The organism is Candidatus Pantoea bituminis (assembly GCF_018842675.1).
In the GTDB taxonomy this organism is placed as follows: Bacteria; Pseudomonadota; Gammaproteobacteria; order Enterobacterales; family Enterobacteriaceae; genus Pantoea; species Pantoea phytostimulans.
The window spans coordinates 3,416,491-3,442,263 of record NZ_JAGTWO010000004.1; the positions used below are offsets into that span (position 1 = coordinate 3,416,491).

Here is a 25,773-nt window from a genome sequence, read left to right on the forward strand (position 1 = left end):
GAAGACCTATGCAGCTGAACCTCACTGGGCAACATGTCGAAATCACCGAACCTCTGCGTGAATTCGTTAACGGTAAGTTTGCCAAACTGGAACACTACTTTGATCGTATCAATCAGGTTTATATTATTCTGAAAGTCGAGAAGGTCAATCAAATTGCCGAGGCGACTTTACACGTCAGCGGTGGCGAACTGCACGCCACGTCGGAAGCGGAAGATATGTATGCGGCTATTGACGGTTTGATTGATAAACTCACCCGTCAACTGACCAAACACAAAGACAAACTGAAAAAACACTAACCTTCACGCTGGTTAAGCGCTTAACGCGCTAGAGCGCACAGGATGGGGCGGATTAACCGCCCCGTTTTGTCATCTAAGCCAGCGCCATCTGACGTCAACATAGCGGTTATATGCGAACGTGAGTGGCTAAGTGAACTCGCAAGTGAAACGATGATGAACAACGATCTGACACTGGAATTGAGCTCCGTACTTTCGCTGGACTGCACCCGCAGCAGCGTACATTGCCAGAGCAAAAAACGGGCGCTGGAAATTATCAGCGAACTGGCCGCCAAGCAGCTCAACCTGCCGCACCAAACGCTTTTCGAAGCAATTCTTACCCGTGAGCGCATGGGAAGCACCGGTATTGGCAATGGAATTGCGATTCCTCACGGCAAGCTGGATGAAGATACATTGCGCGCGGTAGGCGTGTTCATTAGTCTTGAACAGCCCATCGCCTTTGACGCGGTGGATAATCAGCCGGTCGATCTGTTGTTTGCCCTTCTGGTTCCCGCAGATCAATGCAAAACGCACTTGCATACTCTTTCACTGGTGGCGAAAAGACTGGCAGATAAAACCGTCTGTCGTCGCCTGCGAGCGGCGCAAAGTAATGAAGAGCTCTACGCGATTATTACAGAAGGCCAGTCAGAACAGTAAAGCGTCTTTACCGGCCCGGTGCCGGTTTTAAAACGGGAGAGAAGGTCATGGTGCTGATGATCGTTAGCGGTCGGTCAGGCTCAGGAAAATCAGTGGCGTTGCGCGCACTGGAAGACATGGGGTTTTACTGCGTCGATAATCTGCCGGTGGTCTTGCTGCCGGAGTTAGCAAACTCGTTGGCAGAACGCAACATCTCCGCTGCTGTCAGCATTGATGTGCGTAACATGCCAGAATCGCCGGAAATCTTCGAAACCGCTCTGAATAATCTGCCTGATACGTTTTCACCGCAGCTGCTGTTTCTCGACGCTGATCGTAATACGTTGATTCGCCGCTACAGCGATACGCGTCGTTTGCACCCTCTTTCCAGCAAAAACTTGTCGCTGGAAAGTGCCATTGACGAAGAGAGCGATCTGCTGGAGCCGCTACGCTCGCGTGCCGATTTAATTATCGATACGTCAGAAATGTCCGTGCATGAACTGGCTGAAATGCTGCGTACCCGTCTGCTGGGCAAGCGCGAACGCGAACTGACCATGGTATTTGAGTCGTTTGGCTTCAAGCATGGTATTCCGATAGATGCTGATTATGTCTTTGATGTTCGGTTCTTACCGAACCCGCATTGGGATCCCAAATTACGTCCGATGACCGGTCTTGACCGTCCGGTAGCGGCTTTTTTGGATCGCCACACTGAAGTGCACAACTTTATCTATCAGACGCGTAGCTATCTTGAATTGTGGCTACCGATGCTGGAAACCAACAACCGCAGTTACCTAACCGTAGCCATCGGTTGTACCGGGGAAAACACCGTTCAGTTTATATTGCTGAACAGCTAGCAGATTATTTCCGCTCCCGCGGTAAAAATGTACAGTCTCGTCATCGTACGTTGGAAAAACGCAAATCATGACCGTCAAACAAACTGTAGAAATCAAAAATAAGCTGGGCATGCATGCGCGCCCGGCAATGAAGCTGTTTGAGTTGGTACAAAGTTTTGACGCAGAAGTACTATTACGCAATGAAGCGGGTACTGAAGCCGAAGCCAGTAGCGTTATTGCGTTACTGATGCTGGACTCTGCCAAAGGCGGCCATATCGAAATTGAAGCCAGCGGCCCGGAAGAAATTCAGGCGCTAGCTGCTGTCATTGAGCTGTTTGAAGCGGGTTTTGACGAAGACTGATTAATCCAGCTTATTGCGTTGCAGGAATCCCTCGCCGCCCAGCTGGCGCATTTGCCGCATGATCCATTGCTGACGTTGCCGGATATAACCTGAAGGCGCATCGGCACGAAAACGAATAGGATTAGGCAGCACAGCAGCCAGCAGCGCGGCTTCCGACATACTGAGGCGGCTGGCGGGTTTATGAAAGAAACGCTGCGATGCCGCTTCAACGCCAAAGACTCCGTCCCCAAACTCAGCAATATTCAGGTAAACCGTCAGAATGCGGCGTTTGGTCCACACGGTTTCAATTCCCACGGTCAAACCGGCTTCCAGACCTTTACGCACCCAACTGCGTCCATCCCACAGAAACAGATTTTTGGCCGTTTGCTGTGACAGTGTAGATGCACCGCGCATTTTTTCATTGCTGTTATCCAACACAGACTCTATAGCTGCTACATCAAATCCCCAGTGCACCGGAAATTTTTGATCTTCTGATGCAATCACGGCTAATGCCATCCATGGTGAGATTTCGTCGTGCCCTACCCAATCCGAATGCGCCACATAATCGAACCGGCCATTTATCCAGGCGACCAGTTGTCGCTCAACCATCACGGCGGAAAAAGGAACCGGCAAAAACGAAAAAAGCACAATGCCTGCTACCCAAATCCCTAACCATGCCAACAGCATGCGGACAACAATGCGCTTAATACGTTGTCCGAGGCTTCCTTTATACTTACTCATGCAATCTTCTCTTACTTGTTTTAGGCATTAATCAATTGCTGTAGAAATCACAGGCTTAAAATGGATTTATCAGGCAATAAAGCCAAACGATACGGGTTATTTTACAGACAGATTACGCAGTAAAATTGCAAATCAGCTTTAACAGATCCAGTTACTTCAAGCACTTCCAGCAAAAAGGAATCGGTTCCATTACCCTGCTTCAGTTAGACTTTTTTCAAAAAAACACTTAACAATTTGTGATATACGCCATCATAAATGTTTCACTACACTTAACTATCGCAAAATGATTAGTTCGTTACTCTTCATTGATTGATCGATAAATTCTAAAGAATGTGCAAATTCCGATCTTTAATCCTTTTACTTTAAACAAAAAAGATTAAAGTTTTCACCTAACGTTAGACGGAAATCAATTGGTAGAACCTTTAACTGGAAATTTCTCTTTAAGGTTTCCAAAACGTTTTGGATAACCCATGCCCGATGAAACATTTAGCTTTATTTTTTATAAACTTAACTAAGAAAATATCCCAATTTGCTGTGTGAGCGTTAAATTGCCGTTTGGCTTTTTCTTTTAAGCTTCTCAAGTGACGCAAAAGCGTGCAAAAACCCCACATCTGGTTAAAAATAAAGCAATGCATCGCAGAAATTAATTCCTTACTTGACTGTGTTGCCAAATTAATGTTTTCTGTATTTAAACGCTGCTCAACATCACACATTTTAATGAATCTTGTCACAAGTTAAGATGAATTTGCTAAGGTGATGACAGTGTTAACCAATACCACGCTGTTGCGCTCAAATACTCTAAGCATAGCAGCAGCGCCTTTTTCCCTGGTGTTGGCGCAGTATTCGCGCACCCCGGCCTCGGCTGGGGTCATTTTTTTCTAGCGATCTGCTTTTCTTTCTCAGCTACCCATTCGCGTAGCACCTGTACATCATGACGCCATTCATGTTTCAGCTCTTCAATCCACTCAGCCACGTTATCCCACCATGCAGGAAGCTCAGGGCTTTGAATCTGCTTCGCCAGCATCTGTAAATGCTGTAAACCCACCGAACCCGCCGCACCTTTAATTTTATGCCCTTCTTCAGCAATACCTTTCTGGTCGCGCGCCATCAAATTGGACTCTAAAATATCTACATATCCCGGCATCATTTTTTCGAACATGTCGAGGCTTTGCGTGATCAAGCTTGGGCCAACCAGCTCGATATATTGCTCAAGCATCGATACATCAAGCAGCGTAAGCGTTGTCTCTTGCGCGGATTCGGTTTCTTCTTCATCAGTCTCGGCTTGATAATCCCAGAACTTTTTGATGATTGCCGTTAACGCGGGTACGGCCAACGGTTTGCTCAGCACATCATCCATACCGGCATCGAAATATTCTTTCTTGTCTTTGAGCACATTGGCGGTGAGCGCGACCAGCGGCGGCAGGTCGCTGTTTTGATAACGCTGATGAATGGCGCGTGAAACGTCCAGGCCGGTCATGTCAGGTAGTTGGATATCCAGCAGGACTAAATCAAATTCCAGTGGATCAAACATGGCCAGCGCCTCGCCGCCCGTCATGGCTACTTCAACGCTACAGCCTAATTTCTCAAGGACCGAACGCGCGACAATCACGTTGAGCTCAATATCCTCAACCAGCAATACGTGTAACGCAGGCAGCGGCATGTTGTCATCAACGCCATCATCTTCCACCTCTTCAGCGACACGCGGCGCTTTGATCTTCACGGTAAAGCAAGAACCTTGGCCTGGTGCGCTGCTAACGGTGATATCCCCGCCCATTGCCTGTGCCAGCCGACGTGAAACGGCCAGCCCAATACCGGTACCGGTTGCAGGTTTACCGCCATGCTGATCTTTCACCTGATAGTACATCGCAAAAATCTTGTCCTGCTCTTCCTGGCGAATACCTAAGCCAGAATCCTGAACCTCAAAGCGCAACGTTTCATCCTGCTCGTAAGCAACGCGCACGACAATTTCACCTTGTTGGGTAAACTTCACGGCATTACCAATAAGGTTCCAAAGAATTTGGCGCAGACGCGTGCCATCAGTGGCGATTTTATGCGGTAAAGGCAACTGCGGCGCCATGACAAACTTCAGCCCCTTTGGCTGAGCCAGCAAGCCAGAAAGATTTTCTAAATCGGCAAGGAAACTGGTGAAGTCGATCGGCTGATTATCAAGTTGTACTTTGCGCCGCTCAATTTTGTCGACTTCAATAACATCGTTGAAGATATTGCCGAGCGTGATGGCGGAAACATGGATGGTTTTGAGGTATTTGAGCTGTTCTTGATTAAGATCGGTATCCAGCAAAATGCGGCTGAGACCGACAATGCCATTAAGCGGCGTGCGCAGCTCGTGGCTGATCGTAGAGATAAAGGTCGTCTTCTCCCGGCTGGCGTTCTCTAAAGCGTCCTGGTAGCGCTTACGCTCCGTTATATCGCGTCCAAAACCCATTAGCCCACTACGCTTACCCACGCGGTCATAATAAGGCACTTTTCGAATTTCAAAACAGGCCTTACGACCATCAGGATATTGCAGCCATTGTTCGTAAGTCAGAGAAACATTATGACGGAAGACCTTCTCATCGGTTTCCAGCACTTTTGTCGCCGCATCGTCATCATAAATATCGCGTGGCGTCAGACCAATCAGCTGCTTCTCGCTTTTTCCGGTTAACAATTCCATTGCCCGATTACAGCCAGAAAATTGCTTATCAATATTGCGGTAAAAAACCAAATCGGGAGAGGCATCCAGGAAAGAACGCAGGAAGGAGGATTGTTGCTCAAGCTCAATTTGTGCCTGCTCACGTCGCGCCACTTCTTCACGCAGCTTATCCATAACCTGCTCGCGCGCCAGTTCAGCTTTTTTACGGTCAGCGATCTCTTGATTCAGCTGTGAAATGGTCTCTTTCATCTGCTGATTGAGTTCAAGATCGCGGGTACGCATCTCTTCCAGTTTATCAACCAGCCGTGCCAGTCGCTGCCGGGATTCTTCCAGTTGATCGACCACCACCGATAAGAAATAGACCGCCCAAGGTGTAATGAGCAGGCCAAAAATACCGATCGCACCATGTCGATACTTTCGACATGCCCACGCAGCACCATCGTGACTGCCATTTGGACAATCATCGCCAATACCACCAGCGCTGAGGCCAAAAGCAGCGAAAAGCGTATCAAGCCAAGCTTAACCATCAAATCAACGTAATATTGCGCCAGCAGGCGAATTTGTTTCATAAATACTCCCTGGAAGAGAAACAGGCACATGATAGCGTAATTACGCTTCTGGCGGCGTCATGCATCAGCGGGTTAAAGACGTGATTGCTCTATTTTGGTGCATCAGCCGCATCAATCGCCGACGTTGATGACATTAAGCTTAAAACCCTTGACTAATTGTGCTAACTGAATAATCTGTAGGGCCGCCTGAACGATGGCGACCGATTAGCATTCCCCTTTTTCAATATCCTGGCAGCATTCTGTTGCACAGGCTTACTTATCTATTTGCATACCCATTCATCTTAAGCACTGTTTTAAGCATATTCGGCTTAATTAATTTTACTTATAACATCGCCATATTTCATTCAAATATACCCATATAAGAAAAACAGATACATCCTGTGCATGAAATGGCCGTAACAGCATTTAATGCTGTTAAAGACCCTATCACCAGCATGGTGCAGAGATTTGATCGCTGCACCACAGTGAGACAGTTCACATTTATGGGCCATTAACGTACCGGCTAACAGCGATAAATTTAGCTGTTTAATACTTTAAAATCATGTAGTTAATGACGAAAAGACTCAAATAACCCTGACAAGTATCGTTATTTGACCTGTTTCCGCTTTCCCGATAAGTTGGAAATCCGCTGAAAGCTTTCCTGACGGGCCAGTGTCTCGGCATATCTATGCAATCAGAAGACTCCCGCGTGGTGTAAGTCATCTCCTTTAAGAGACCGGAAATCTAAGAGCAGCTCAATCAAGGACGTTTTAAACCTGTCTGGAGTGAACTGCTCGGAGCAATAATGCCCGCTCGACAGCGTGTGGCAATGAAAATGAAACTGCGCTCATTGGCGCTTAGTGTTTGAAATAATGCAGGTAATGTCTAAAGCAGTTTAAGGAGACCCTCAATGTCCAATAAAAAACCTAATCCCTATGGCTTGTATGACCCAGCAGCAGGGAGTGATAGCTGTGGTGTAGGTTTCATTACGCGTAAGGACGGCGAGCAGACCCATGAGATCCTGCAGATGGCGCACAGCGCCCTTTGTACTGTACCTCACCGCGGGGGCATGTCGGCTGAAGGCGTCGGTGACGGTGCTGGGGTAAACGTTGACCTTTCATTGCACTTCTTCCGTAAGATTACGGGCCAGGCGCTGGAAGCGGGCCGTTTTGGCGTCGGTAACTTCTTTGTGCCAAAAGATGCCGAGCTGCGTGCAAATGCTGAACGTCTGGTAGAAGAAGCGTTGAACAGCTTTGGCCTGTCTATCATCATGAAACGTGACATGCCGCTAGACAGCAGCGTGACGCGTCCGGCCGCTGTGCAATTCCAGTTACCGATTGTGCAGTGGATTTTCACTGCACCGCAGGATGTCGTCGATCAAAACGACTTTGAACAACGCATCTATCGCGCCCTGCTGGCTATCGAAGCGCGTGCCTTTACTGAAAGCGAATTTGGTGGGCTTTATCCTCTTTCGCTCTCGTCACGGACGCAGGTATTCAAGGCGCGTCTGAACTCAAACGAAGTGATTCCTTACTTCAAAGACCTGACCGATCCCGATCATCAGGTACGTGGATTATTCTTCCATACCCGTTTCTCTACCAATACCGATCCGCATACCACCATGGCGCAGCCGTTCCGCCTGATGGCGCATAACGGCGAGTTAAACACCGACCGTAAAAACCGCATTGCGGAGTCAGCTCTGGCGCTGGCGCGGGGTAAGAAGATTGTGCGTCCAAAAGGCCAATCCGACAGCTCGCGTCTCGACCAAAGTATTCACAGCCGCTTGATGGAAGACAGCCTCGATCTGATCACCGCCGTTGTTTCCATGATGCCGCCAGCCTGGGAAAACGACACCTCCTTATCCAATGAGGTGCGTGACATGCTGGAGTACTTCTCGCTGTATGAAGAGAAGAACGATGGCCCGGCTGCGTTGATTTTTGGTAATGGTGAAGTCATCGGTGCACGTCTTGACCGTCTTGGCCTGCGTCCACTGCGTTCTGTTGAAACAGTAGACTATATTGGTGCGATGTCCGAAGCGGGCCAAATTGCTTTCCCACCGGAAAGTGTTCTGCGTCGCGGCCGTATCGAAGCAGGCGGTATGCTCTATTTCGATCATCGTGAAAAACGCAGCTATACCACGCATCAGGCGCTGGAAAAACTGGCAGCTGAAAAAGATTATTCTGCCCTGCTGGCTACAGCCCGTGTCGATCTGCAAGATCTGCCGGTGATCCCAGCAGAGCAGCAAGGCTCGCCGCTGCGCTATCGTGGCGACCTGAAAGCCTATCAACGCTTCGTGGCGTACTATTACAACCAAGAAAGCTTCAAATTCATGATGGATCCCATGCTGGCAACCGGCGCAGAGAAAATCTCCGCGATGGGTTACGGCAACGCCATTAACGGCTTATCCGATCATGAAGGTGGGATGGCGCACTACTTCTCTCAACGTTTTGCGCAGGTTACTAACCCGCCGCTGGATTCGATCCGTGAAGTAGACGGCATGACGCTGCGCGTAGCGCTGGGTGCGAAACCGCATCTGGGCCGCAGCAAAGGCCGTCAAATCATCGTGCCAACGCCGATTCTTAGCCATCTCGATATGCTGCAGTTGCGTGAGCAAGACGTTGCACCTTACGCACGCTTTGAGATGCTGTACGAGCCAGTCGTTGGCAAAGATCTGCTGAGCCGCACAGCAAATGCCAATGCGCTAGAAAAAGCCATCGACGATTTGGCGCAACAGGTCGTCGATTTTGCCCGCACCCAAGGCGGCATCGCGGTGCTTACCGATCGCCACATCTCTTCAACTCAAGCTGCGATTCCAATGCTGCTGCTGGTTTCTGCTATCAATCAGCGTCTGGTGCAGGAAGGTTTGCGTCTTGATGTTTCGCTGGTGGTTGAAAGTGGCCAGAGCATCTCTTCACACCATATCGCAGCAGCCTTGGGCTTTGGTGCTTCCGCTATTTATCCGCTTGGCGTGCAGATGCGTGCCGAAGAGAAATATGGCGAAGGTGAAGAAGGCAATAAAGCGTTTAAACGCTATGCCAAAGCGGCCGAAAAAGCGCTGATGAAAACCATGGGTAAAGTTGGCCTGTGCACCGTAGAAAGTTACAGCTGCGGTGAGTTCTTTGAGCCGAACTTCCTTAATACTGACGATCCAGTACTGAAAAAGTATTTTCCAAATATCCGTACCCCGGTCGGTGGCGCAGGTTTTGCCACTATCGCGCAGATGGCGGTTGACTGGCATCAGAGCGCCCTGAAAATTCAGGGTGAGTCCGAAGTGCCGTTGCTTGGCCTGTTTAAAGAGCGTGCTGAAGGTGCCGGTCACTCTTATGGCACCATCGCTGTTCGCACCTTTATCGACATGACTGAAGAGCCTATTCGCTTTGCCGACAAAGCGCGTGAAGAAGATAACTTCATCCGTTTGATGACGCTGGCCAAGCTGGATAACGCATTTGGAATCAAAGCGGAATCCTTTAAGGACAGCAGCTTTGAGCGTATCCCAAATGAAGTGATCAACAACTTCTCCATCACTTCAGATTATCGTCAGTTCTCTAGTCTGATGTATGAAGAACGTAAGCGTCGTCCAGCTGCACTGCGCGATATTCTGGCCTTTCCGGCGGATTTGACGCACATCGACAGTGAAGCAGAATTCCGTCGTAAGCTGGGACGTTACTCGTTGACCAACAACGGTTTTGCTATACGTGGTTTGGTCTGTGAAGCCGTTGATGGCAGCCTTAACCACTTTACGCTGCGTTTAACGGATGCGATCACCGGCCTGAAGCCGGAAAGCGAACGCCTCGCAGCGCTATCACGTGCGTTGAAATCACGCTTCAATGATGAAATTGAAAGCACCGAAGTGGTGAGCAATGGCTTGAATGTCACCGCTTATGGCAAGGCCGCAGATTATCTGTCACGGATTTTCACCACGCTGCCTTCACTGCCACTGAACGAAATCCAGCCAGCCTGTGAAATCACCCGCACTTTTGCTTCCGGTGCGATGAGCCACGGCGCGCTGGTCGCCCCGGCCCATGAAGCGGTTGCACACGGCACCAATATGGTTGGCGGCATGAGCAACTGCGGTGAAGGTGGTGAACACTATTCACGCCACGGCACCATCCGTGCATCACGTATCAAACAGCTGGCCTCGGGCCGTTTTGGCGTATGGGCGGCTTATTTAGCTGATCCGATGCTGGAAGAGCTGGAGATCAAAATTGGCCAAGGTGCGAAGCCAGGCGAAGGGGGTCAGTTACCTGCGCCTAAAGTCACCGTGGAAATCGCAGCAGCCCGTGGCGGTACGCCGGGTGTCGAGCTGGTTTCACCGCCACCTCACCACGACACCTATTCTATCGAGGATTTAGCGCAGCTGATCCACGACTGTAAAGCCGCTCGCGTTCGCGTCATCGTTAAACTGGTCTCATCGGAAGGCATCGGTACGATTGCGGTTGGCGTAGCGAAAGCAGGCGCAGACGTTATCAACGTTGCAGGGAATACTGGCGGCACCGGCGCAGCTTCCGTCACCAGTCTGAAATACACTGGACGCGTGGCGGAAATCGGCATCGCGGAAGTACATCAGGCGCTCTGTGCTAACGGCCTGCGTGAGAAAGTCTTGCTGCGTTGCTCTGGCGCACAGCAGACCGGCAGCGATGTCGTGAAATCGGCGCTGCTGGGTGGCGACAGCTTTGAATTTGGTACCACCGCACTGATGATGTTGAAATGTGTGATGGCGAAAAACTGTAACGTTAAGTGCCCGGCAGGTTTAACCACTAATGCCGAAGCCTTTGATGGCGATCCCCGTCAGCTGGCACAGTATTTCATGAACGTTGCGCATGAGGTGCGTGAAATCCTGGCGCGCATGGGCCTGCATTCGCTGCGTGAAGCACGTGGACGCTCTGATCTGCTGCACTTAATGGATCACCCACTGGAAGTCGGTAAACTCGATTTCCGCGCCATGTTAACCGTGGTGCCCGAGCTGAAAATCGATCGTCCCGTGTATCTGGAAAAAGATTTCGAACTGGATGATGCCTGGATTGAGCAGCTGAACACTGAACTGGTCACGCAAGGCAAGAATGACATTTCGTTGGGCAATAACATCACGTTGAACAACCGGAACAAGAGTGTCGGCGGCCAGCTAGCGATTGATATTGAACGCAAGCTCAATCATCAACTGACGGCTGAGCAACTGAACGCAATGCCAGCGGTGTTGCAGGATGATCGTGGTCGTCGCTATCTGGCACCTGAAACGGTGAAGATCAGCACTTCTGGCTCTGCGGGCCAATCTTTCGGTGCCTTCTGCAATGACGGTATGCAAATAAAGCATTACGGCACCTGTAATGATGGTGTTGGTAAAGGTCAATGTGGTGGCGAGCTGGTGGTAATGTCTCCGGGCGGCGGCGCACAAGACAGCGATGGCAACGTGCTGATCGGTAACTTTGCGCTGTTTGGCGCAACGGGTGGACGCCTGTTTGTTCAAGGTCAGGCGGGTGACCGTTTTGCCGTACGTAATTCAGGCGCAACCGCAGTAGTTGAAGGTGTTGGTGACTTCTGTTGCGAATACATGACTAATGGCGCAATCCTGAACCTGGGTACATTTGGTACAGGCTTCGGCAACGGCATGAGCGGCGGTTTCGCTTACCAGTATGACCCGTATGGATCACTCGCCAGCCATGCCGCAGGTGACTCAGTACTGTTCGGTTCTATCGCCGATCAGGACGAGATGGCGCAAACGCACAAGCAAGCGGTGCTGACGATGCTGAACTGGCATTTGGAAGCGACCCAGTCACCACGCGCTGCCTGGCTGTTAGAGAATTGGGAAACGGAGTGTCACCACTTTGTTTACGTGATGCCGCGCTCACTGCTGCTGTATCAAGATGGTGGCGAAATCCTGAAGGCGAAATCACGTAAAGATTTGCTGGAAGAGTTATCAACTGCGCTGGCTGGACATCAGGTTGCTAAGTTCAAATCAGCCTGGCGTGAAGGCAAAACTATTGCTAATGGCGCGGTGCCGGCTTATGGCGCAACCGATACGCTGGAAATGTTCGTACTGCTGAACAACTACACCGTGTTGAGCTTTGCACAACAGCTGGCGCTGGGTAAATTACCTAAAGGCACTTCTGTGGAAGATCCTGCGGTAGAGAAAGCGGTACGTAACCTGTTGATGACTGAAGACTTCTCGTTGATCAGCAAACTTCAACGCCACGCACGTGCGGCGATTGAGAGCTACACCGACGATGAGCTGGCTAGCCTGATCGGCACTAAACGTATGACGGATTACAAGGCTGCGCTGACGCAACGCAACATTCGCTCAATGGACAGCCTGGCAACCTATGGCTGGATCATGTATCAGGACGCCTGCAACCGTGAGGTGTTAGGTCATCTGCCTGATTTCGAAGAGCTGTTCGCACGCGCTGCTTTGCCAGAAATTGCTGCTGCTGTCGGGAAACTGTCCTAACAGCAACACTGACGAAAACGAATATGAACATTAATAATTGCCTTAAATAGTTTGTGTTACAGGCAGTTGGCTAACGACGAATCCCCAGCAACAGCAATCATGTTGTAACTGGGGAAACGACGCAGCCCACACCTCTGCAACATGAAATAGGATGGGTAAGAACGGGATTGAGTAAAAGTATCCATGAAAATTCCTTACATTCCTGAAGATGCGCCATTTAATGGCGACCAGAAGTATTGGCTGGCGGGCTTTCTCGCCGGTCTCCACTCCCGTCTGTTAGTGTTAGAAGATAAACAGCAGGTCGCAGCGGGTACTGGTGCAGCCGCGACAACTCAGCTGCATGTTCTGTACGGTTCCCAAACCGGTAATGCAGAAGCGCTGGCACAAACTGCAGCTAAATCTGCACGCGCTAAAGGTTTGGTGCCGGTGGTTCAGGCATTGGGTGAAGTCGATCTCGATGTGTTCGCGACAATGCGTCACGTGCTGATTGTTACCTCCACTTATGGTGAAGGTGAGATGCCAGATAACGCGCAGCTGTTTTGGAATGCAATTTCTGCCAGCACCGCGCCGCGTCTGGAGCAGATGCATTTTGCCGTGTTGGCCATTGGCGATACTGGCTACGATGGTTTCTGCCAGGCCGGTAAATTTATCGATATGCGTCTTGAGCAGCTGGGTGCGAAGCGTGTCTATGATCGTATTGATTGTGACATCGACTACGAAGAGCCTTCTAACGAGTGGTTAAACAGCTCAATGCCGCAGTTTGCGTCAAGTGCTGGCAGCAGCGGTACCGTGCTGGATAGCGCACCAGAAGCACCGGTCATTCCAGGTAGCAATAAATCCAACCCGTATGCCGCCGCGCTGGTTACCAATAAGCGTCTGTCAGGCGAACAATCCGCTAAGGACATCCGTCACTTCGAGTTTGATTTGACCGACAGCGGCCTGAAATATGAAGCGGGCGATGCGCTGGGTGTGATTCCTGTAAACGAACCTTCGCTGGTTAGCCTGCTGTTAACGCAGTTAAATGCGGATTACCAAACGCCTGTTTCCGGCTTCGACAGAAGCTTGGGCGATCTGCTGACTTATCAATTTGAGATTTCAGAGCCGTCGCGCAAACTCATTGAGTGGGTAGGACAAAATACCACTAACCAGGAACTGCGCCACGTACTGCAACATGATGACAAAGATGCGTTGGGCGTTTGGTTGTGGGGCAAGGACACGTTAGATCTGCTGCAACTTGAACTGACACGTTCGCTATCAGTATCAGAATTTGTTGCCCTGCTGCGCCCTTTACAGCATCGCGCCTATTCCATCTCCTCCAGCTCCAAAGCGCATCCGAATCAGGTGCACTTAACGATAGCTTCTGTGCGTTATCACAGCGGTGGACGTAATCGCAGCGGTGTTTGCTCAACCTACCTGGCCGAACGCGTCCGTCGTGGTGAAAAGCCAGCTATCTTCATTTCGCCTAACAAAGCGTTTCGCGTACCGTCGAATACTAATGCGCCGCTGATCATGGTGGGTCCAGGTACCGGTATCGCGCCGTTCCGTGCTTTCCTGCAGGAACGTCAGGTTGCCGGTGCGCAGGGTAAAAACTGGTTATTCTTCGGCGATCAGCATCAGGAACATGACTTTATTTATCGTGAAGAGCTGACGGCATGGCAGGAAAGCGGCTTACTGACTCGTCTTGATCTGGCGTTTTCACGCGATCAAGACAAAAAGTCTATGTGCAAAGCCGTATGTTAGAGCAAGGTGCAGAGTTATACGCCTGGCTGCAGGAAGGTGCTTACTTCTACGTATGTGGCGATGCTTCGCGCATGGCCAAAGATGTGGACAGTGCGCTGTATGAAATCGTTCGTCAATATGGCGGACTTTCCAGCGAGCGTGCCGCTGATTACATCGATCAGTTGAAGAAAGAGAAGCGCTATCTGCGTGACGTTTATTAATCGTCACCGCGATGACTAGCGAATAAAAAATCCGGGTAACGTGCGCGTTCCCGGATTTTTTTGCCGTTATTAATTATCTTTAGCGCAAAAAAAGCCCATCAGCGAGTGACAGGCATTTATCATATTGCTTTGCTTACTTCACTACACGCAGTGAAGGTCTACCACCACGCGGCGGCGGCTCATCATCAGGCGGCGTTTCATTATCGTTGGCATCATCAGGACGATCACCATCAATCACTGACATCACAGTCTCTTCCTGCGCTTCTGACTCTTCCGGTGCGGAATGTTCGTAAGCGGGTTCAGGTTCGAACATGGTGCCTGCGCCGTTTTCACGGGCATAAATAGCCAGAATTGCCACCATTGGCACGTTTACCTGACGTGGAACGCCACCAAAACGTGCATTAAATGACACCTGATCATTGGCCAGATCCAAGTTACCGACTGCACGCGGCGCGATGTTCAAGACAATCTGTCCATCACGCGCATACTCTAACGGAACCTGCACACCGGGCAAATTGATGTCGACCACCAAATGCGGCGTTAACTGGTTATCGAGCAACCAATCATAGAAAGCACGTAACAGATAGGGACGACGTGCAGTGAGTTGCGACATTTCCATAAATTAGCCCCGGACTTGCAGGCGCATTTCACGTTCGGCTTCAGTCAATGAAGCAAGGAAAGAGTCACGCTCAAATACGCGATTCATGTAGCCTTTCAGATCTTTAGAACCTGAACCAATCAGATCGATACCCATTGAAGGTAAACGCCACAGCAAAGGAGCCAGGTAGCAATCAACCAGGCTGAACTCCTCGCTCATGAAGAACGGCGTACGTCCAAACAACGGTGCAATGGCCAGCAACTCTTCACGCAACTGCTTACGTGCTGCTTCAGCTTCCTGACCGCTGCTGTTCTCAACCTTTCTCATCAGGCTGTACCAGTCCTGCTCGATGCGATGCATCATCAGGCGGCTTTCACCACGCGCAACCGGATAAACCGGCATCAACGGTGGATGTGGAAAACGCTCATCAAGATATTCCATGATGATACGTGATTCATAAAGCGTCAGTTCACGATCTACCAGCGTCGGCACGGTGCGATACGGGTTGAGGTCAATCAGATCCTGCGGCAGGTTATCCATTTCGACCTGCTCGATCTCTACGCTGACACCCTTCTCCGCCAGGACAATACGTACCTGATGGCTGAAAATGTCAGTAGGACCAGAAAACAGCGTCATTACCGAACGTTTGTTGGCAGCGACAGCCATGAAAACCTCCAAGTTTGTTCACAAAAAGTTACTGCGAATAGCCAACCACTCGGCGACTCACCTGCTTATAGATCTCGCACGCAGCCCGCGTTAGCAGCGTCGACTGACGTCCCGACCGAGGGAAAGCGCATAACGCGCCGGCTCAGCGGGCGCAAAGTGACACAGAGTTTACCAGATTTTAGGCAGCTTGTGGGCGAGGAATGAATTTTTGAGGGTATTTTGCGAGCAGCGTGGGCGTTTTAGACACTATTTGATGAAAAAAGCCCAAAAATAAAAAACCCGCCGAAGCGGGTTTTTTGAGCCAATTGACGTTGCCGAAGCAACAAACAATTAACGCTTGGAGAACTGTGGACGACGGCGTGCTTTACGCAGACCGACTTTCTTACGTTCAACCTGACGCGCATCACGGGTAACAAAGCCCGCTTTACGCAGTTCAGCACGCAGAGAATCGTCGTATTCCATCAGAGCGCGGGTGATACCATGACGGATCGCACCTGCCTGACCAGAAATACCACCACCTTTAACAGTGATGTACAGATCGAATTTACCAACCATATCAACCAGCTCCAGCGGCTGACGCACAACCATGCGTGCAGTTTCGCGGCCGAAGTATTGCTCCAAAGAGCGTTGGTTAATTACGATGTTACCGCTACCCGGCTTGATGAAGACGCGTGCGGATGAGCTTTTGCGGCGACCAGTGCCGTAGTTTTGAGTTTCAGCCATTGCCTTTAATCCCGATTAAATGTCAAGAACTTGCGGTTGCTGTGCCGCATGGTTGTGCTCGTTGCCTGCGTAAACTTTCAGTTTACGGTACATAGCACGACCCAACGGGCCCTTCGGCAGCATGCCTTTAACCGCGATCTCAATCACACGCTCAGGACGGCGAGCAATCATCTCTTCAAAGGTCGCCTGTTTGATACCACCGATGTGACCAGTGTGGTGATAGTAGATCTTGTCAGAACGCTTGTTGCCGGTTACAGCAACTTTTTCTGCGTTCAGAACAATGATGTAATCACCGGTATCAACGTGCGGAGTGTATTCCGCTTTATGCTTACCACGTAGACGGCTGGCCAGTTCAGTCGCCAGGCGACCCAAAGTTTTGCCAGTTGCGTCAACAACATACCAGTCACGTTGGACGGTTTCTGGTTTAGCTGTAAAAGTTTTCATCGAAAAGCTTACCCAAATTAAGTTACACGTTGGTGAAATCCCAAACGCTTAAGTAAACGATTGAGGCTCACACGACCATTTTGACCAGCAAGCCACCCCTTCGGATAGAGTTACTGGAACACAGAGGATTTGGGAAAAAATCCTTTGCTGTAACGTGGGGTCGCAAGATTATAGAGAAGTCGATTACAAAAATCGAACCCTATTTCACCATTTCCCCACTTTATTGCTCAAGGTAGATGCTTAAGGCGAAGATATTCCTCGCTCTGCATTTCCTGCAATCGCGACAGGCAACGCTGATACTCAAACTTCAGACGTGAACCTTGGTAGATTTCAAACAGCGAGGCTTCTGCCGCAACCACTAATTTGACATGGCGCTCATAAAATTCATCGACCAGCGCCAGAAAGCGGCGCGCCTGATCTTCGGTTTTATAGATCATCACCGGCACATCATACAGCAACACACTGTGAAAACGGCGCGACAACTCAATGTAGTCATGTTGGCTACGCCCTTCGCCACATAGCGTCAGGAAATCGATAGCTAATACGCCTTCGCTAACGCCCAACGTTGCCATACTGCGATGGTTGATTTCCAGGACCGGCGCCGCTTCCCGTTTGCTGCCCGACAACGCCAGGAACATCTGTTCCATCTCTTTGTGGGTTTGGTCATTCAAGGGGAACTTCCACAAATGCGCAGACGTTAAGGTGCGCAAGCGATAATCGATACCCGCATCCACATTCATCACATCGCAATGCTTTTTGATCTGCTCAATAGCGGGCAGGAAACGGGCACGTTGCAGGCCATTACGATACAGATTGTCAGGCGGGATGTTAGAGGTGGCAACCAATGCAATGCCGCGCTCAAACAGCGCTTCCATCAACGTACCCAGCAGCATGGCATCGGTAATATCGGAAACAAAAAACTCGTCGAAGCAGAGGATATCGGTTTCAGCTTTGAAACGATCGGCGATGATAAGTAACGGATCGCTTTGGCCTTGCAGGGCCGTTAATTCTTCATGTACCCGCAACATAAATCGGTGGAAGTGCAAACGCAGTTTGCGATCGCCAGGAATAGACTGAAAAACAAATCCATGACCCAGGTTTTACCGCGCCCCACGCCGCCCCACATATACAGACCTCGTACCGGCGGTTGCACTTCACTTTTCTCTTTACCTATCAGTTTTGACAGGCGACCAAACAGGCCCTGAGCAGATGGCGCAGCGCTATTCTTACGTGCTATTAATCCTTGCTGGAGCACGTCTAATCGGGTGATAGCGTCGCGTTGGACATCATCGGGCTTAAACTCGCCTTGCGATAACGCTTGCTCATAGCGTGCAAGCGGAGATGAAGTTTGCATTGTTCTCTCACAGTCCCTGAAATTTGTCTTATTCACACAGCAGTTGTCGAAAAAAGGCCACTCTACACTAAGCGATGCCGCTCCAGAGTTCCACATCCATAAGATTAACGGGTATAGTGACTATTATGGAAAGGTGCAATGCCCTACGGAACAACGGAAATTACACGGGAGTCATTATGACCTGGGAATACGGGCTAATTGGTTTAGTGGTAGGCATTATTGTCGGCGCGGTTGCAATGCGTTTTGGCAACAAAAAATTGCGTGAGCAACGCAGCATGCAGTACGAACTGGAAAAGACCAAAGCGGAGCTTTCGGACTACCGCGAAGAGCTAACCAACCACTTCGCTCAAAGCGCGGAGTTACTGGATAATATGGCGCGCGATTACCGCCAGCTGTATCAACACATGGCAAAAGGCTCCAATGACCTGCTGCCAAATCTGCCAGGCGAGAAAAACCCTTTTGCTTATCAGCTGACTGAAGCGGAAGCCGATAATGATCAAGCGCCTGTTCAGATGCCGCGTGATTATTCGGAAGGTGCTTCCGGCCTGTTGCGTGGCGAACGAGCAGCACGCGATTAATCATTTTGGGGCGCAGCGAGTCTGCGCCCTTTGTTTTTACGAACCCTGACCTCAAACGACTGTCACACTCTTTTATTCCCCCCACTTTTTGCAGCGAGAGCGTTGTAGCAATGAAAAAACAAGCACGACTGTTTAGCGCATTAGCCTTGAGTATTGGGATGAGTCTTGCCGCCGCGCCTGGCGCGATGGCGACGCTGCCAGCACAAATCCAAGGTCAGCCGCTTCCAAGCCTGGCCCCAATGCTGGAAAAAGTGTTGCCAGCTGTGGTTAGCGTTCATGTTGAAGGCACTGAATCTGCTGCACAAACGCAGGAGATTCCCGAACCGTTAAAACGTTTCTTTGGCCAGATGCCGGGTGGCAATAATCAGCCGCAGCCGTTTGAAGGACTGGGTTCGGGTGTGATTATTGATGCCGCAAAAGGCTACGTGCTAACGAACAATCACGTGGTGAATGGCGCAGACAAAATCAATGTCCAACTGGGCGATGGCAGCGAATATGACGCCAAGCTGATCGGCCATGATGAGCAGACTGATATTGCACTCATCCAGATCGAAGGCGCAAAAAATCTGACGCAGGTGAAAATTGCCGACTCAGATCAGCTCAAAGTGGGTGATTTTGCCGTGGCCATTGGCAACCCGTTTGGCCTTGGTCAAACCGCAACCTCCGGGATTATTTCTGCGCTGGGCCGTAGCGGCTTAAACCTTGAAGGGCTGGAGAACTTTATCCAAACCGACGCAGCCATTAACCGCGGCAACTCTGGCGGCGCGCTGGTCAATCTCAATGGTGAACTGATCGGTATCAACACCGCTATTTTGGCATCAAGCGGTGGCAATATCGGTATTGGTTTCGCGATTCCAAGCGACATGGCGATGAATCTGGCGCAGCAGCTGATCAAATTCGGTGAAGTGAAGCGCGGCCAGTTAGGCATCAAAGGCACAGAAATGACCGCCGATATGGCGAAAGCATTTAACGTTGATGCACAACGCGGTGCCTTTGTTTCTGAAGTGCTGCCGCAGTCAGCAGCGCAGAAAGCGGGGCTTAAATCTGGGGATATCATCACTTCAGTGAATGATAAACCGATTACCAGCTTCGCTGAATTGCGCGTCAAAATTGGCACCACCGCACCGGGCGAACAGGTGAAGTTAGGACTGCTGCGTGAAGGCAAGCCAATTACGGTTAACGTAACGCTTGAGCAAAGCGCGCAGAGTACCGCCAGCGCACAACTGATGTCGCCAGCCTTACAAGGCGCTACGTTGAGCGACGGCCAGACCAAAACCGGTGATAAAGGCGTTAAAGTCGATACCATCGAAAAAGGTACACCTGCCGAGCAGGTTGGTCTGCAGAAAGAGGATGTGATTGTTGGCGTTAACCGCAATCGCACGCAATCTATCGCAGAAATGCGCAAGGTACTGGAAGGTAAACCTCCAGTACTGGCTCTGAATGTGGTACGTGGCGATGAAAATATCTATCTGCTTTTAAGATAAGCGGCTTTTAAGGTAAGTCGCTTTTAAGACAAACCGGCCTGTTGAGATAGATAAACCCTCTACTGCGGCGGACACAAGCACGTGTGTGTCCGCCGCACTCATGTTATTCTCCCCAGCGATCTCCCTGGCGTGATTTAACACCATGTTTCTTAAACTTTTGCGTTCGGTTGTGTTGGGCCTGATTGTTGCGGGTATTTTACTTGCGGCCTTGCCTGCACTGCGCATGGGCAGCGAAGCCCTGCACATCCAAGATAACAGCAATGACGAAACACCCTTTAGTTTCAATCAAGGGGTGCGCCGCGCCGTGCCTGCGGTAGTGAATGTTTATAACCGCAGCGCGCACGGTAATAACAATCGTGGCATTACTACGCTGGGTTCTGGCGTAATCATGAACGCAAAAGGCTACATCCTCACCAATAAACACGTTATCAATAACGCGGATCAAATTATTGTCGCGTTACAAGATGGCCGTTTTTTCGAAGCCACCTTGGTAGGTTCCGATGCAATGACCGATTTAGCGGTGCTAAAAATTACCGCTTCCGGCCTGCCGGTAATTCCAATTAATTCGCAACGTATTGCGCACATTGGCGACGTGGTGATGGCGATTGGTAACCCCTACAATCTCGGTCAAACCGTGACCCAAGGCATTATCAGCGCAACCGGCCGCGTGGGCTTGAGTTCATCCGGGCGGCAAAACTTTCTGCAAACGGATGCCTCAATCAACCAAGGTAACTCCGGCGGCGCACTGATTAATTCGCTGGGCGAGTTAATGGGCATCAATACCTTAACGTTCGACAAAAGTAACGATGGTGAAACGCCGGAAGGGATTGGTTTCGCCATTCCCACCGCGTTGGCGTCAAAAATCATGGATAAACTGATCCGCGATGGTCGTGTGATTCGTGGTTATATCGGGATTACAGGCCGTGAATTGCCGCCGCTACATGGTCAGGGCAGTAATCTGGATCGCGTACAAGGCATTATTGTCAGCGTGGTGACGCCAGATGGGCCGGCAGACAAAGGCGGCATTCAGGTCAATGATGTGTTGTTGAGTGTGAATAATAAACCGGCCATTTCCGCACAGGAAACCATGGATCAGGTGGCGGAGATTCGCCCGGGTTCAGTAATAGACGTGCAGGTTTTACGTAACGATCAGAAATTAACGCTGCCGGTGACCATTCAGGAATTCCCAGACAACAGCCAGTAACGTTGTTATCTGTCGCTCACAATTCAATGATAAGTCAGGGATGACATATCAAATCACCTACATCCTTGTAGGAGCCGCGTTTTTACCTGCCTTTTTCAGTGCGCATCGCATCGGGAACAGCTGCGCACTGCCGCATGAGATAAAGCCTTTAGCAACGATCGACTGGAAAAGCGATCACTTCATTCAGCGACTGCGCTTTCAGAGCCAGCATAATTAATCGATCAACACCCAGTGCAACGCCAGAGCAAGCAGGCATACCATGCGCCAACGCGTCTAACAAATTGGTATCGATAGGATGTTGCGGTAAGCCTCGCGCGGCACGCCGGCGGTTATCTTGTTCGAAGCGCTGACGCTGCTCACGGCTGTCGGTCAGCTCACGGAAACCGTTCGCCAGCTCAATGCCTTTGTAATAGACCTCGAAGCGCTCTGCTACACGGTGATCTTCCGTGCTGATTTCTGCTAATGCTGCCTGGCTGGCAGGGAAGTGATAAACAAAGCAGGGTTTATCCTGTCCGATTTTTGGCTCAACGCCCAGCATAAACAGCAGCATCAGCAGCGTATCGCGATCGTCTTCTGCACGCGCTAATTCGCCCTCGCCCAGCTTCTCTGCAACTTCACGCAGTTGCGCTTTATCGGCTGAAAGCGGATCAATTTCAAGATGACGAATAAACGCCTGCTGATAAGAAAGTGATTCAGCGCTGTCGCACTCCAGCACTTGCTGCATCAGGTCGTCAACTTCATTCATCAGCCGGTACATATCATAGTGTGGGCGATACCACTCCAGCATGGTGAATTCTGGATTGTGATGGCGTCCCGCTTCTTCATTACGAAAGCTGCGGCTCATTTGGTAGATCGGACCGCTTCCCGCTGCCAGCAGGCGTTTCATATGATATTCCGGGCTGGTCATCAACCAAAGATCGCGCCCTTGCGCCGCGCCGGGCCCGACAAATCGTGTCTGGAAAGGCACCAGATGGATATCGGTAATCGTGGCTTGGCTCATGGCAGGCGTATCAACTTCTAATACGCCGCGATCGGCAAAGAAACGCCGTATTTCCGCTAAGATAGCGGCGCGTTTCAACAAATTGGCAATGGATGCGCTAGGTTGCCAGCTTGCCGTTTCGCTCATGGTGATGACTCCTGATACAAATAAGGGAGGGAAGTCTACCCGCATTGCCTGCGGCAAACAATCTCATGCCGAAGCGGGAAAAAATATCGGCAGCTCTTCTATACTTAAGCAGTTAAATCACAAAGGAATCGCACATGTCACCATGGAAAACTCTCGTCGCCAGCCTCAGCGCTTTTCTCTCCGTAGCCTGCAGCACCACGCCGCCGAAGAATGTTACCGTTATCGAAAACTTTGATAGTCAGCGTTATCTCGGTAAATGGTATGAAATCGCCAGATTAGATCATCGGTTCGAGCGTGGGCTTGAGCAGGTCACAGCAAACTACAGCCCGCGAGAAGATGGCGGCTTGAAGGTCGTAAACCGCGGCTTTAACGCCCAGAAACAACGCTGGCAGGAAAGTGTAGGTAAAGCCTACTTTACTGGCGACAAGCAGCGAGCCGCGCTGAAAGTCTCTTTCTTTGGCCCGTTCTATGGCGGATATAACGTTATCGCGCTTGACCCGGAATACCGTTATGCACTGATATGCGGCCCGAATCGTCACTATTTATGGATTTTGTCTCGAACGCCTCAGCTTGAGCCAGCCGTTAAACAGAAATTGGTTGAGCAGGCGCGTCAGGCCGGTTTCCCGGTAGAGGAATTGATCTGGGTGAAACAAGGTAGCTAAGAAAATCCGGTACGAAACGCGCTGTTTCGCACCGGTTAGAATTACTTCGTGCTGTTTTGAATAGCCTGGCCGCCTGCTTCTACATCTTCACCAACGCCACGCGTGGTATTGCATGCCGAAAGCAATGAAGAGAGCAGCAATACAGAGAAGATTGTGACAATACTTTTCTTTAACATACTAATTTCCTTTTTTGGTTGCAGTAAAAGTACAGCGATTTAAGCATAGCCGGAATTCAGCGGGTTGCTGCTGTCAGTACCACAAAAGAAAACAGTCGGGAAATTAGTTTGCTGCGCGCGAAATCGCTCCGCCTAAATGGGAAACGTCTTCACCAAAACCGTGGAAAGTGTTGCAGGCGCTCAGCGCAGAGGAGACCAGCAACGCGAATGCGATAAATTTTGCCAGCTTTTTCATTTTCTCAACTCACACAAGAAAAAGGCGCATCGATGGATGCGCCTGATTATGTACTTATTTAACGCGTGACACGTATTCGCCAGAGCGGGTGTCAACTTTAACCACTTCGCCTTCTTGAACGAACAATGGCACTTTCACCACTGCGCCAGTAGAAAGCTTAGCTGGCTTGCCGCCGGTACCTGCGGTGTCACCTTTCAGGCCCGGATCGGTTTCGATAACTTCTGCTTCGATAAAGTTCGGCGGCTGAACAGCGATCGGACGACCGTTCCACAGCGTAACGATACATTCAGCATTGTCTTGCAGCCATTTCGCTGCTTCAGCAACGGTCTTCTCTTCAACCTGGAACTGCTCAAAGCTTTCCGGGTGCATGAAGTGATAAAACTCACCGTCGTTGTACAAATAGTTCAGGTTGGTATCCACTACGTCTGCGCCTTCAGCGGAGTCGGTGGATTTGAAAGTTTTCTCAACGCGAGAACCCGTCAGCAGGCGACGCATTTTAACGCGTGCGAATGCCTGACCTTTACCCGGTTTAACGAACTCACTGGATTCGATGGCATATGGCTCGCCTTCGAACATGATTTTAAGACCGGGACGGAAATCGTTGCTAGAATAAGTCGCCATGAAGGCCCTCTACGAAAATTGATACTGGTACTTAGCCAAAAAAATGGCACACATTGTAACCCTAAATACACCTTCCAGAGAAGATTGGTTGCAGCAACTTGCTGATGTTGTCACTGAACCTAATGAATTACTGCAAATTTTAGCCCTGGATCAGCATGCAGAGCTGGCGCAAGGTGCAGATGCACGTCGCCTCTTCGCCCTGCGCGTGCCCCGCGCGTTCATTGCCCGTATGAAAAAGGCGATGAACAGGATCCGCTGCTGTTGCAGGTACTGACCAGTCGTCAGGAATTCATTGATGCGCCAGGTTATAGCACCGATCCGCTGGATGAACAAAATAACGTTGTGCCCGGTTTACTGCATAAGTATAAAAACCGCGCACTTTTATTGGTAAAAGGCGGCTGCGCAGTCAACTGTCGCTACTGCTTTCGCCGTCATTTTCCCTATCAGGATAACCAAGGCAACAAGCGCAACTGGCAAGCGGCGCTGGAGTATATCGCGGACCACCCGGAACTGGATGAAATCATTTTCTCCGGCGGCGATCCGTTGATGGCAAAAGATCATGAATTGGCATGGCTCATTGCCGAGCTGGAAAAAATTCCGCATCTCAGACGCTTGCGTATTCACAGCCGCTTGCCGGTGGTGATTCCGGCGCGCATCACTGACGTATTATGCCAGCTGCTGGGCGAAACACGGTTACAGGTGCTGCTGGTAACGCACATCAACCATGCGCAGGAAATTGACGATGCGCTGCGTGATGCGATGCACAAGCTGAAGCGCGCAGGCGTCACGCTGCTGAATCAGAGCGTGTTGCTGCGCGGCGTGAATGACAACGCGCAAACGCTGGCAACCTTAAGCAATGCGCTGTTCGACGCCGGTATTCTGCCCTATTACCTGCACGTACTGGACAAAGTACAGGGCGCGGCGCATTTCTTTGTTTCTGATGAAGAAGCGCGTGCGCTGATGCGCAATCTCTTACCGTTGGTATCGGGGTATTTGGTGCCGAAGCTGGCACGTGAAATCGGTGGCGAGCCGAGCAAAACGCCGCTGGATCTGCAACTCAAGCAGGAATAAAAATGGCCGGAGTCAAATCCGGCCAGTAGAAAAATCTTTTCGCATCAAACGCGGTTTAGCTTTGCGAGCACTTATAGACTTGACCACTCATTTTGCTGTCGAGCGGTGCAAAGGCAGACAAGATATTTTGTGTTGGGCTGGTTGCACCGTAAATAACGTTGCCACCCATTTCTGCTGCGCGATTACGCAAATCATTGGCTGCTCCACGCAGTGCGCTGGTTTCGCCACCCGCACCGGTCAGCCAGTTGCTTTGTGAGCCGGTAAGGTTACCCAGAAGCTGACACTCGTTGCCGGGCTGCTGATCGGTAAATGTTACACGTTGGCCGCCAGAAGAGAGTTGAGTTGAGCTGCTGCAGCCCGCCAGCAGTAACGCGCCAGCCGCCAGTCCGAGCAAGAGGTTAATCCGCATTGTAATCCCCATTTATTATCATC

Annotated in this window: 19 protein-coding genes and 5 pseudogenes; 11 read left to right on the top strand and 13 right to left on the bottom strand. The window is 50.5% G+C overall.

Annotated elements, in window-relative coordinates:
* Positions 1-8 precede the first annotated feature (8 nt).
* The 4 genes and pseudogenes from hpf (at position 9) to npr (ending at position 2,099) form a co-directional block, all read left to right on the top strand.
* Complete coding sequence (gene hpf / locus KQP84_RS19860; protein WP_215847822.1) at positions 9-296, top strand: ribosome hibernation promoting factor; 288 nt, start codon at positions 9-11, stop codon at positions 294-296.
* Between the two features lie 153 nt (positions 297-449).
* Positions 450-929 (top strand): PTS IIA-like nitrogen regulatory protein PtsN, encoded by a 480-nt coding sequence (ptsN, locus tag KQP84_RS19865; protein ID WP_215848351.1) that lies wholly within the window; start codon positions 450-452, stop codon positions 927-929.
* Positions 930-976: 47 nt separating this feature from the next.
* Positions 977-1,830 (top strand): annotated as a pseudogene (rapZ, locus tag KQP84_RS19870) (RNase adapter RapZ).
* Positions 1,827-2,099 (top strand): PTS phosphocarrier protein NPr, encoded by a 273-nt coding sequence (gene npr, locus KQP84_RS19875; protein WP_215847823.1) that lies wholly within the window; start codon positions 1,827-1,829, stop codon positions 2,097-2,099. Before rapZ ends, npr begins: the two are co-directional and overlap by 4 nt.
* Here the strand turns inward: npr and mtgA are convergent, their stop codons facing one another.
* The 3 genes and pseudogenes from mtgA to arcB form a co-directional block, all read right to left on the bottom strand.
* A complete protein-coding gene (mtgA, locus tag KQP84_RS19880) occupies positions 2,100-2,819 on the bottom strand; it encodes a monofunctional biosynthetic peptidoglycan transglycosylase (protein ID WP_215847824.1) in 720 nt (239 codons plus the stop codon). It lies immediately after the preceding gene.
* 440 nt (positions 2,820-3,259) lie between these two features.
* The gene (locus KQP84_RS19885; RefSeq protein ID WP_215847825.1) at positions 3,260-3,532 is read right to left on the bottom strand and encodes a hypothetical protein; all 273 of its coding nucleotides are present in this window, start codon (positions 3,530-3,532) and stop codon (positions 3,260-3,262) included.
* A gap of 155 nt (positions 3,533-3,687) precedes the next feature.
* A pseudogene (gene arcB / locus KQP84_RS19890) lies at positions 3,688-6,038 on the bottom strand (aerobic respiration two-component sensor histidine kinase ArcB).
* Between the two features lie 889 nt (positions 6,039-6,927).
* Here arcB and KQP84_RS19895 point away from each other — a divergent pair.
* Together KQP84_RS19895 and KQP84_RS19900 are read left to right on the top strand one after the other, a co-directional pair.
* Positions 6,928-12,459: a glutamate synthase-related protein gene (locus KQP84_RS19895; RefSeq protein ID WP_215847826.1), complete on the top strand. Its 5,532-nt coding sequence runs from the start codon at positions 6,928-6,930 to the stop codon at positions 12,457-12,459.
* A 183-nt stretch (positions 12,460-12,642) separates the two neighbouring features.
* Positions 12,643-14,399 (top strand): annotated as a pseudogene (locus KQP84_RS19900) (sulfite reductase subunit alpha).
* 133 nt (positions 14,400-14,532) lie between these two features.
* Here the strand turns inward: KQP84_RS19900 and sspB are convergent.
* The 5 genes and pseudogenes from sspB to zapE form a co-directional block, all read right to left on the bottom strand.
* Positions 14,533-15,018, bottom strand: a complete 486-nt coding sequence (sspB, locus tag KQP84_RS19905; RefSeq protein WP_215847827.1) for a ClpXP protease specificity-enhancing factor — start codon at positions 15,016-15,018, stop codon at positions 14,533-14,535.
* Positions 15,019-15,021: 3 nt separating this feature from the next.
* Positions 15,022-15,663, bottom strand: a complete 642-nt coding sequence (gene sspA, locus KQP84_RS19910; RefSeq protein WP_215847828.1) for a stringent starvation protein SspA — start codon at positions 15,661-15,663, stop codon at positions 15,022-15,024.
* Positions 15,664-15,993: 330 nt separating this feature from the next.
* Positions 15,994-16,386, bottom strand: coding sequence for a 30S ribosomal protein S9 (gene rpsI, locus KQP84_RS19915; protein WP_215847829.1), 393 nt, complete (start codon positions 16,384-16,386; stop codon positions 15,994-15,996).
* A 15-nt stretch (positions 16,387-16,401) separates the two neighbouring features.
* Complete coding sequence (gene rplM, locus KQP84_RS19920; protein ID WP_067427471.1) at positions 16,402-16,830, bottom strand: 50S ribosomal protein L13; 429 nt, start codon at positions 16,828-16,830, stop codon at positions 16,402-16,404.
* A 227-nt stretch (positions 16,831-17,057) separates the two neighbouring features.
* Positions 17,058-18,184, bottom strand: a pseudogene (gene zapE / locus KQP84_RS19925) (cell division protein ZapE).
* 176 nt (positions 18,185-18,360) lie between these two features.
* Here zapE and zapG point away from each other — a divergent pair.
* The 3 genes from zapG (at position 18,361) to degS (ending at position 21,450) form a co-directional block, all read left to right on the top strand.
* Complete coding sequence (zapG, locus tag KQP84_RS19930; protein ID WP_215847830.1) at positions 18,361-18,762, top strand: Z-ring associated protein ZapG; 402 nt, start codon at positions 18,361-18,363, stop codon at positions 18,760-18,762.
* A 110-nt stretch (positions 18,763-18,872) separates the two neighbouring features.
* Positions 18,873-20,246, top strand: coding sequence for a serine endoprotease DegQ (gene degQ, locus KQP84_RS19935; protein WP_215847831.1), 1,374 nt, complete (start codon positions 18,873-18,875; stop codon positions 20,244-20,246).
* A gap of 142 nt (positions 20,247-20,388) precedes the next feature.
* Positions 20,389-21,450 carry an outer membrane-stress sensor serine endopeptidase DegS gene (degS, locus tag KQP84_RS19940; protein WP_215847832.1) on the top strand — a complete coding sequence of 354 codons (1,062 nt, stop codon included), beginning with the start codon at positions 20,389-20,391 and terminating at the stop codon, positions 21,448-21,450.
* Positions 21,451-21,598: 148 nt separating this feature from the next.
* On the opposite strand, the gene epmA is transcribed toward degS, so the two are convergent.
* Positions 21,599-22,576 (bottom strand): elongation factor P--(R)-beta-lysine ligase, encoded by a 978-nt coding sequence (gene epmA, locus KQP84_RS19945; protein ID WP_215847833.1) that lies wholly within the window; start codon positions 22,574-22,576, stop codon positions 21,599-21,601.
* A 134-nt stretch (positions 22,577-22,710) separates the two neighbouring features.
* On the opposite strand from epmA, the gene KQP84_RS19950 reads away from it, so the two are divergent.
* Complete coding sequence (locus KQP84_RS19950; RefSeq protein ID WP_215847834.1) at positions 22,711-23,238, top strand: lipocalin family protein; 528 nt, start codon at positions 22,711-22,713, stop codon at positions 23,236-23,238.
* Between the two features lie 41 nt (positions 23,239-23,279).
* Here the strand turns inward: KQP84_RS19950 and KQP84_RS19955 are convergent, their stop codons facing one another.
* The 3 genes from KQP84_RS19955 to efp form a co-directional block, all read right to left on the bottom strand.
* Positions 23,280-23,414 (bottom strand): entericidin A/B family lipoprotein, encoded by a 135-nt coding sequence (locus KQP84_RS19955; RefSeq protein WP_215847835.1) that lies wholly within the window; start codon positions 23,412-23,414, stop codon positions 23,280-23,282.
* A 103-nt stretch (positions 23,415-23,517) separates the two neighbouring features.
* Entirely contained in the window at positions 23,518-23,649 is a 132-nt protein-coding gene (locus KQP84_RS19960; RefSeq protein WP_193405234.1) for an entericidin A/B family lipoprotein, read from the bottom strand.
* Positions 23,650-23,703: 54 nt separating this feature from the next.
* A complete protein-coding gene (gene efp, locus KQP84_RS19965; protein ID WP_215847836.1) occupies positions 23,704-24,270 on the bottom strand; it encodes an elongation factor P in 567 nt (188 codons plus the stop codon).
* Between the two features lie 43 nt (positions 24,271-24,313).
* Between efp and epmB the strand changes: the two are divergent.
* Positions 24,314-25,341: pseudogene (gene epmB, locus KQP84_RS19970) on the top strand (EF-P beta-lysylation protein EpmB).
* A 55-nt stretch (positions 25,342-25,396) separates the two neighbouring features.
* Here epmB and KQP84_RS19975 read toward each other — a convergent pair.
* The gene (locus KQP84_RS19975; RefSeq protein WP_215847837.1) at positions 25,397-25,750 is read right to left on the bottom strand and encodes a DUF4156 domain-containing protein; all 354 of its coding nucleotides are present in this window, start codon (positions 25,748-25,750) and stop codon (positions 25,397-25,399) included.
* Positions 25,751-25,773: the final 23 nt, after the last annotated feature.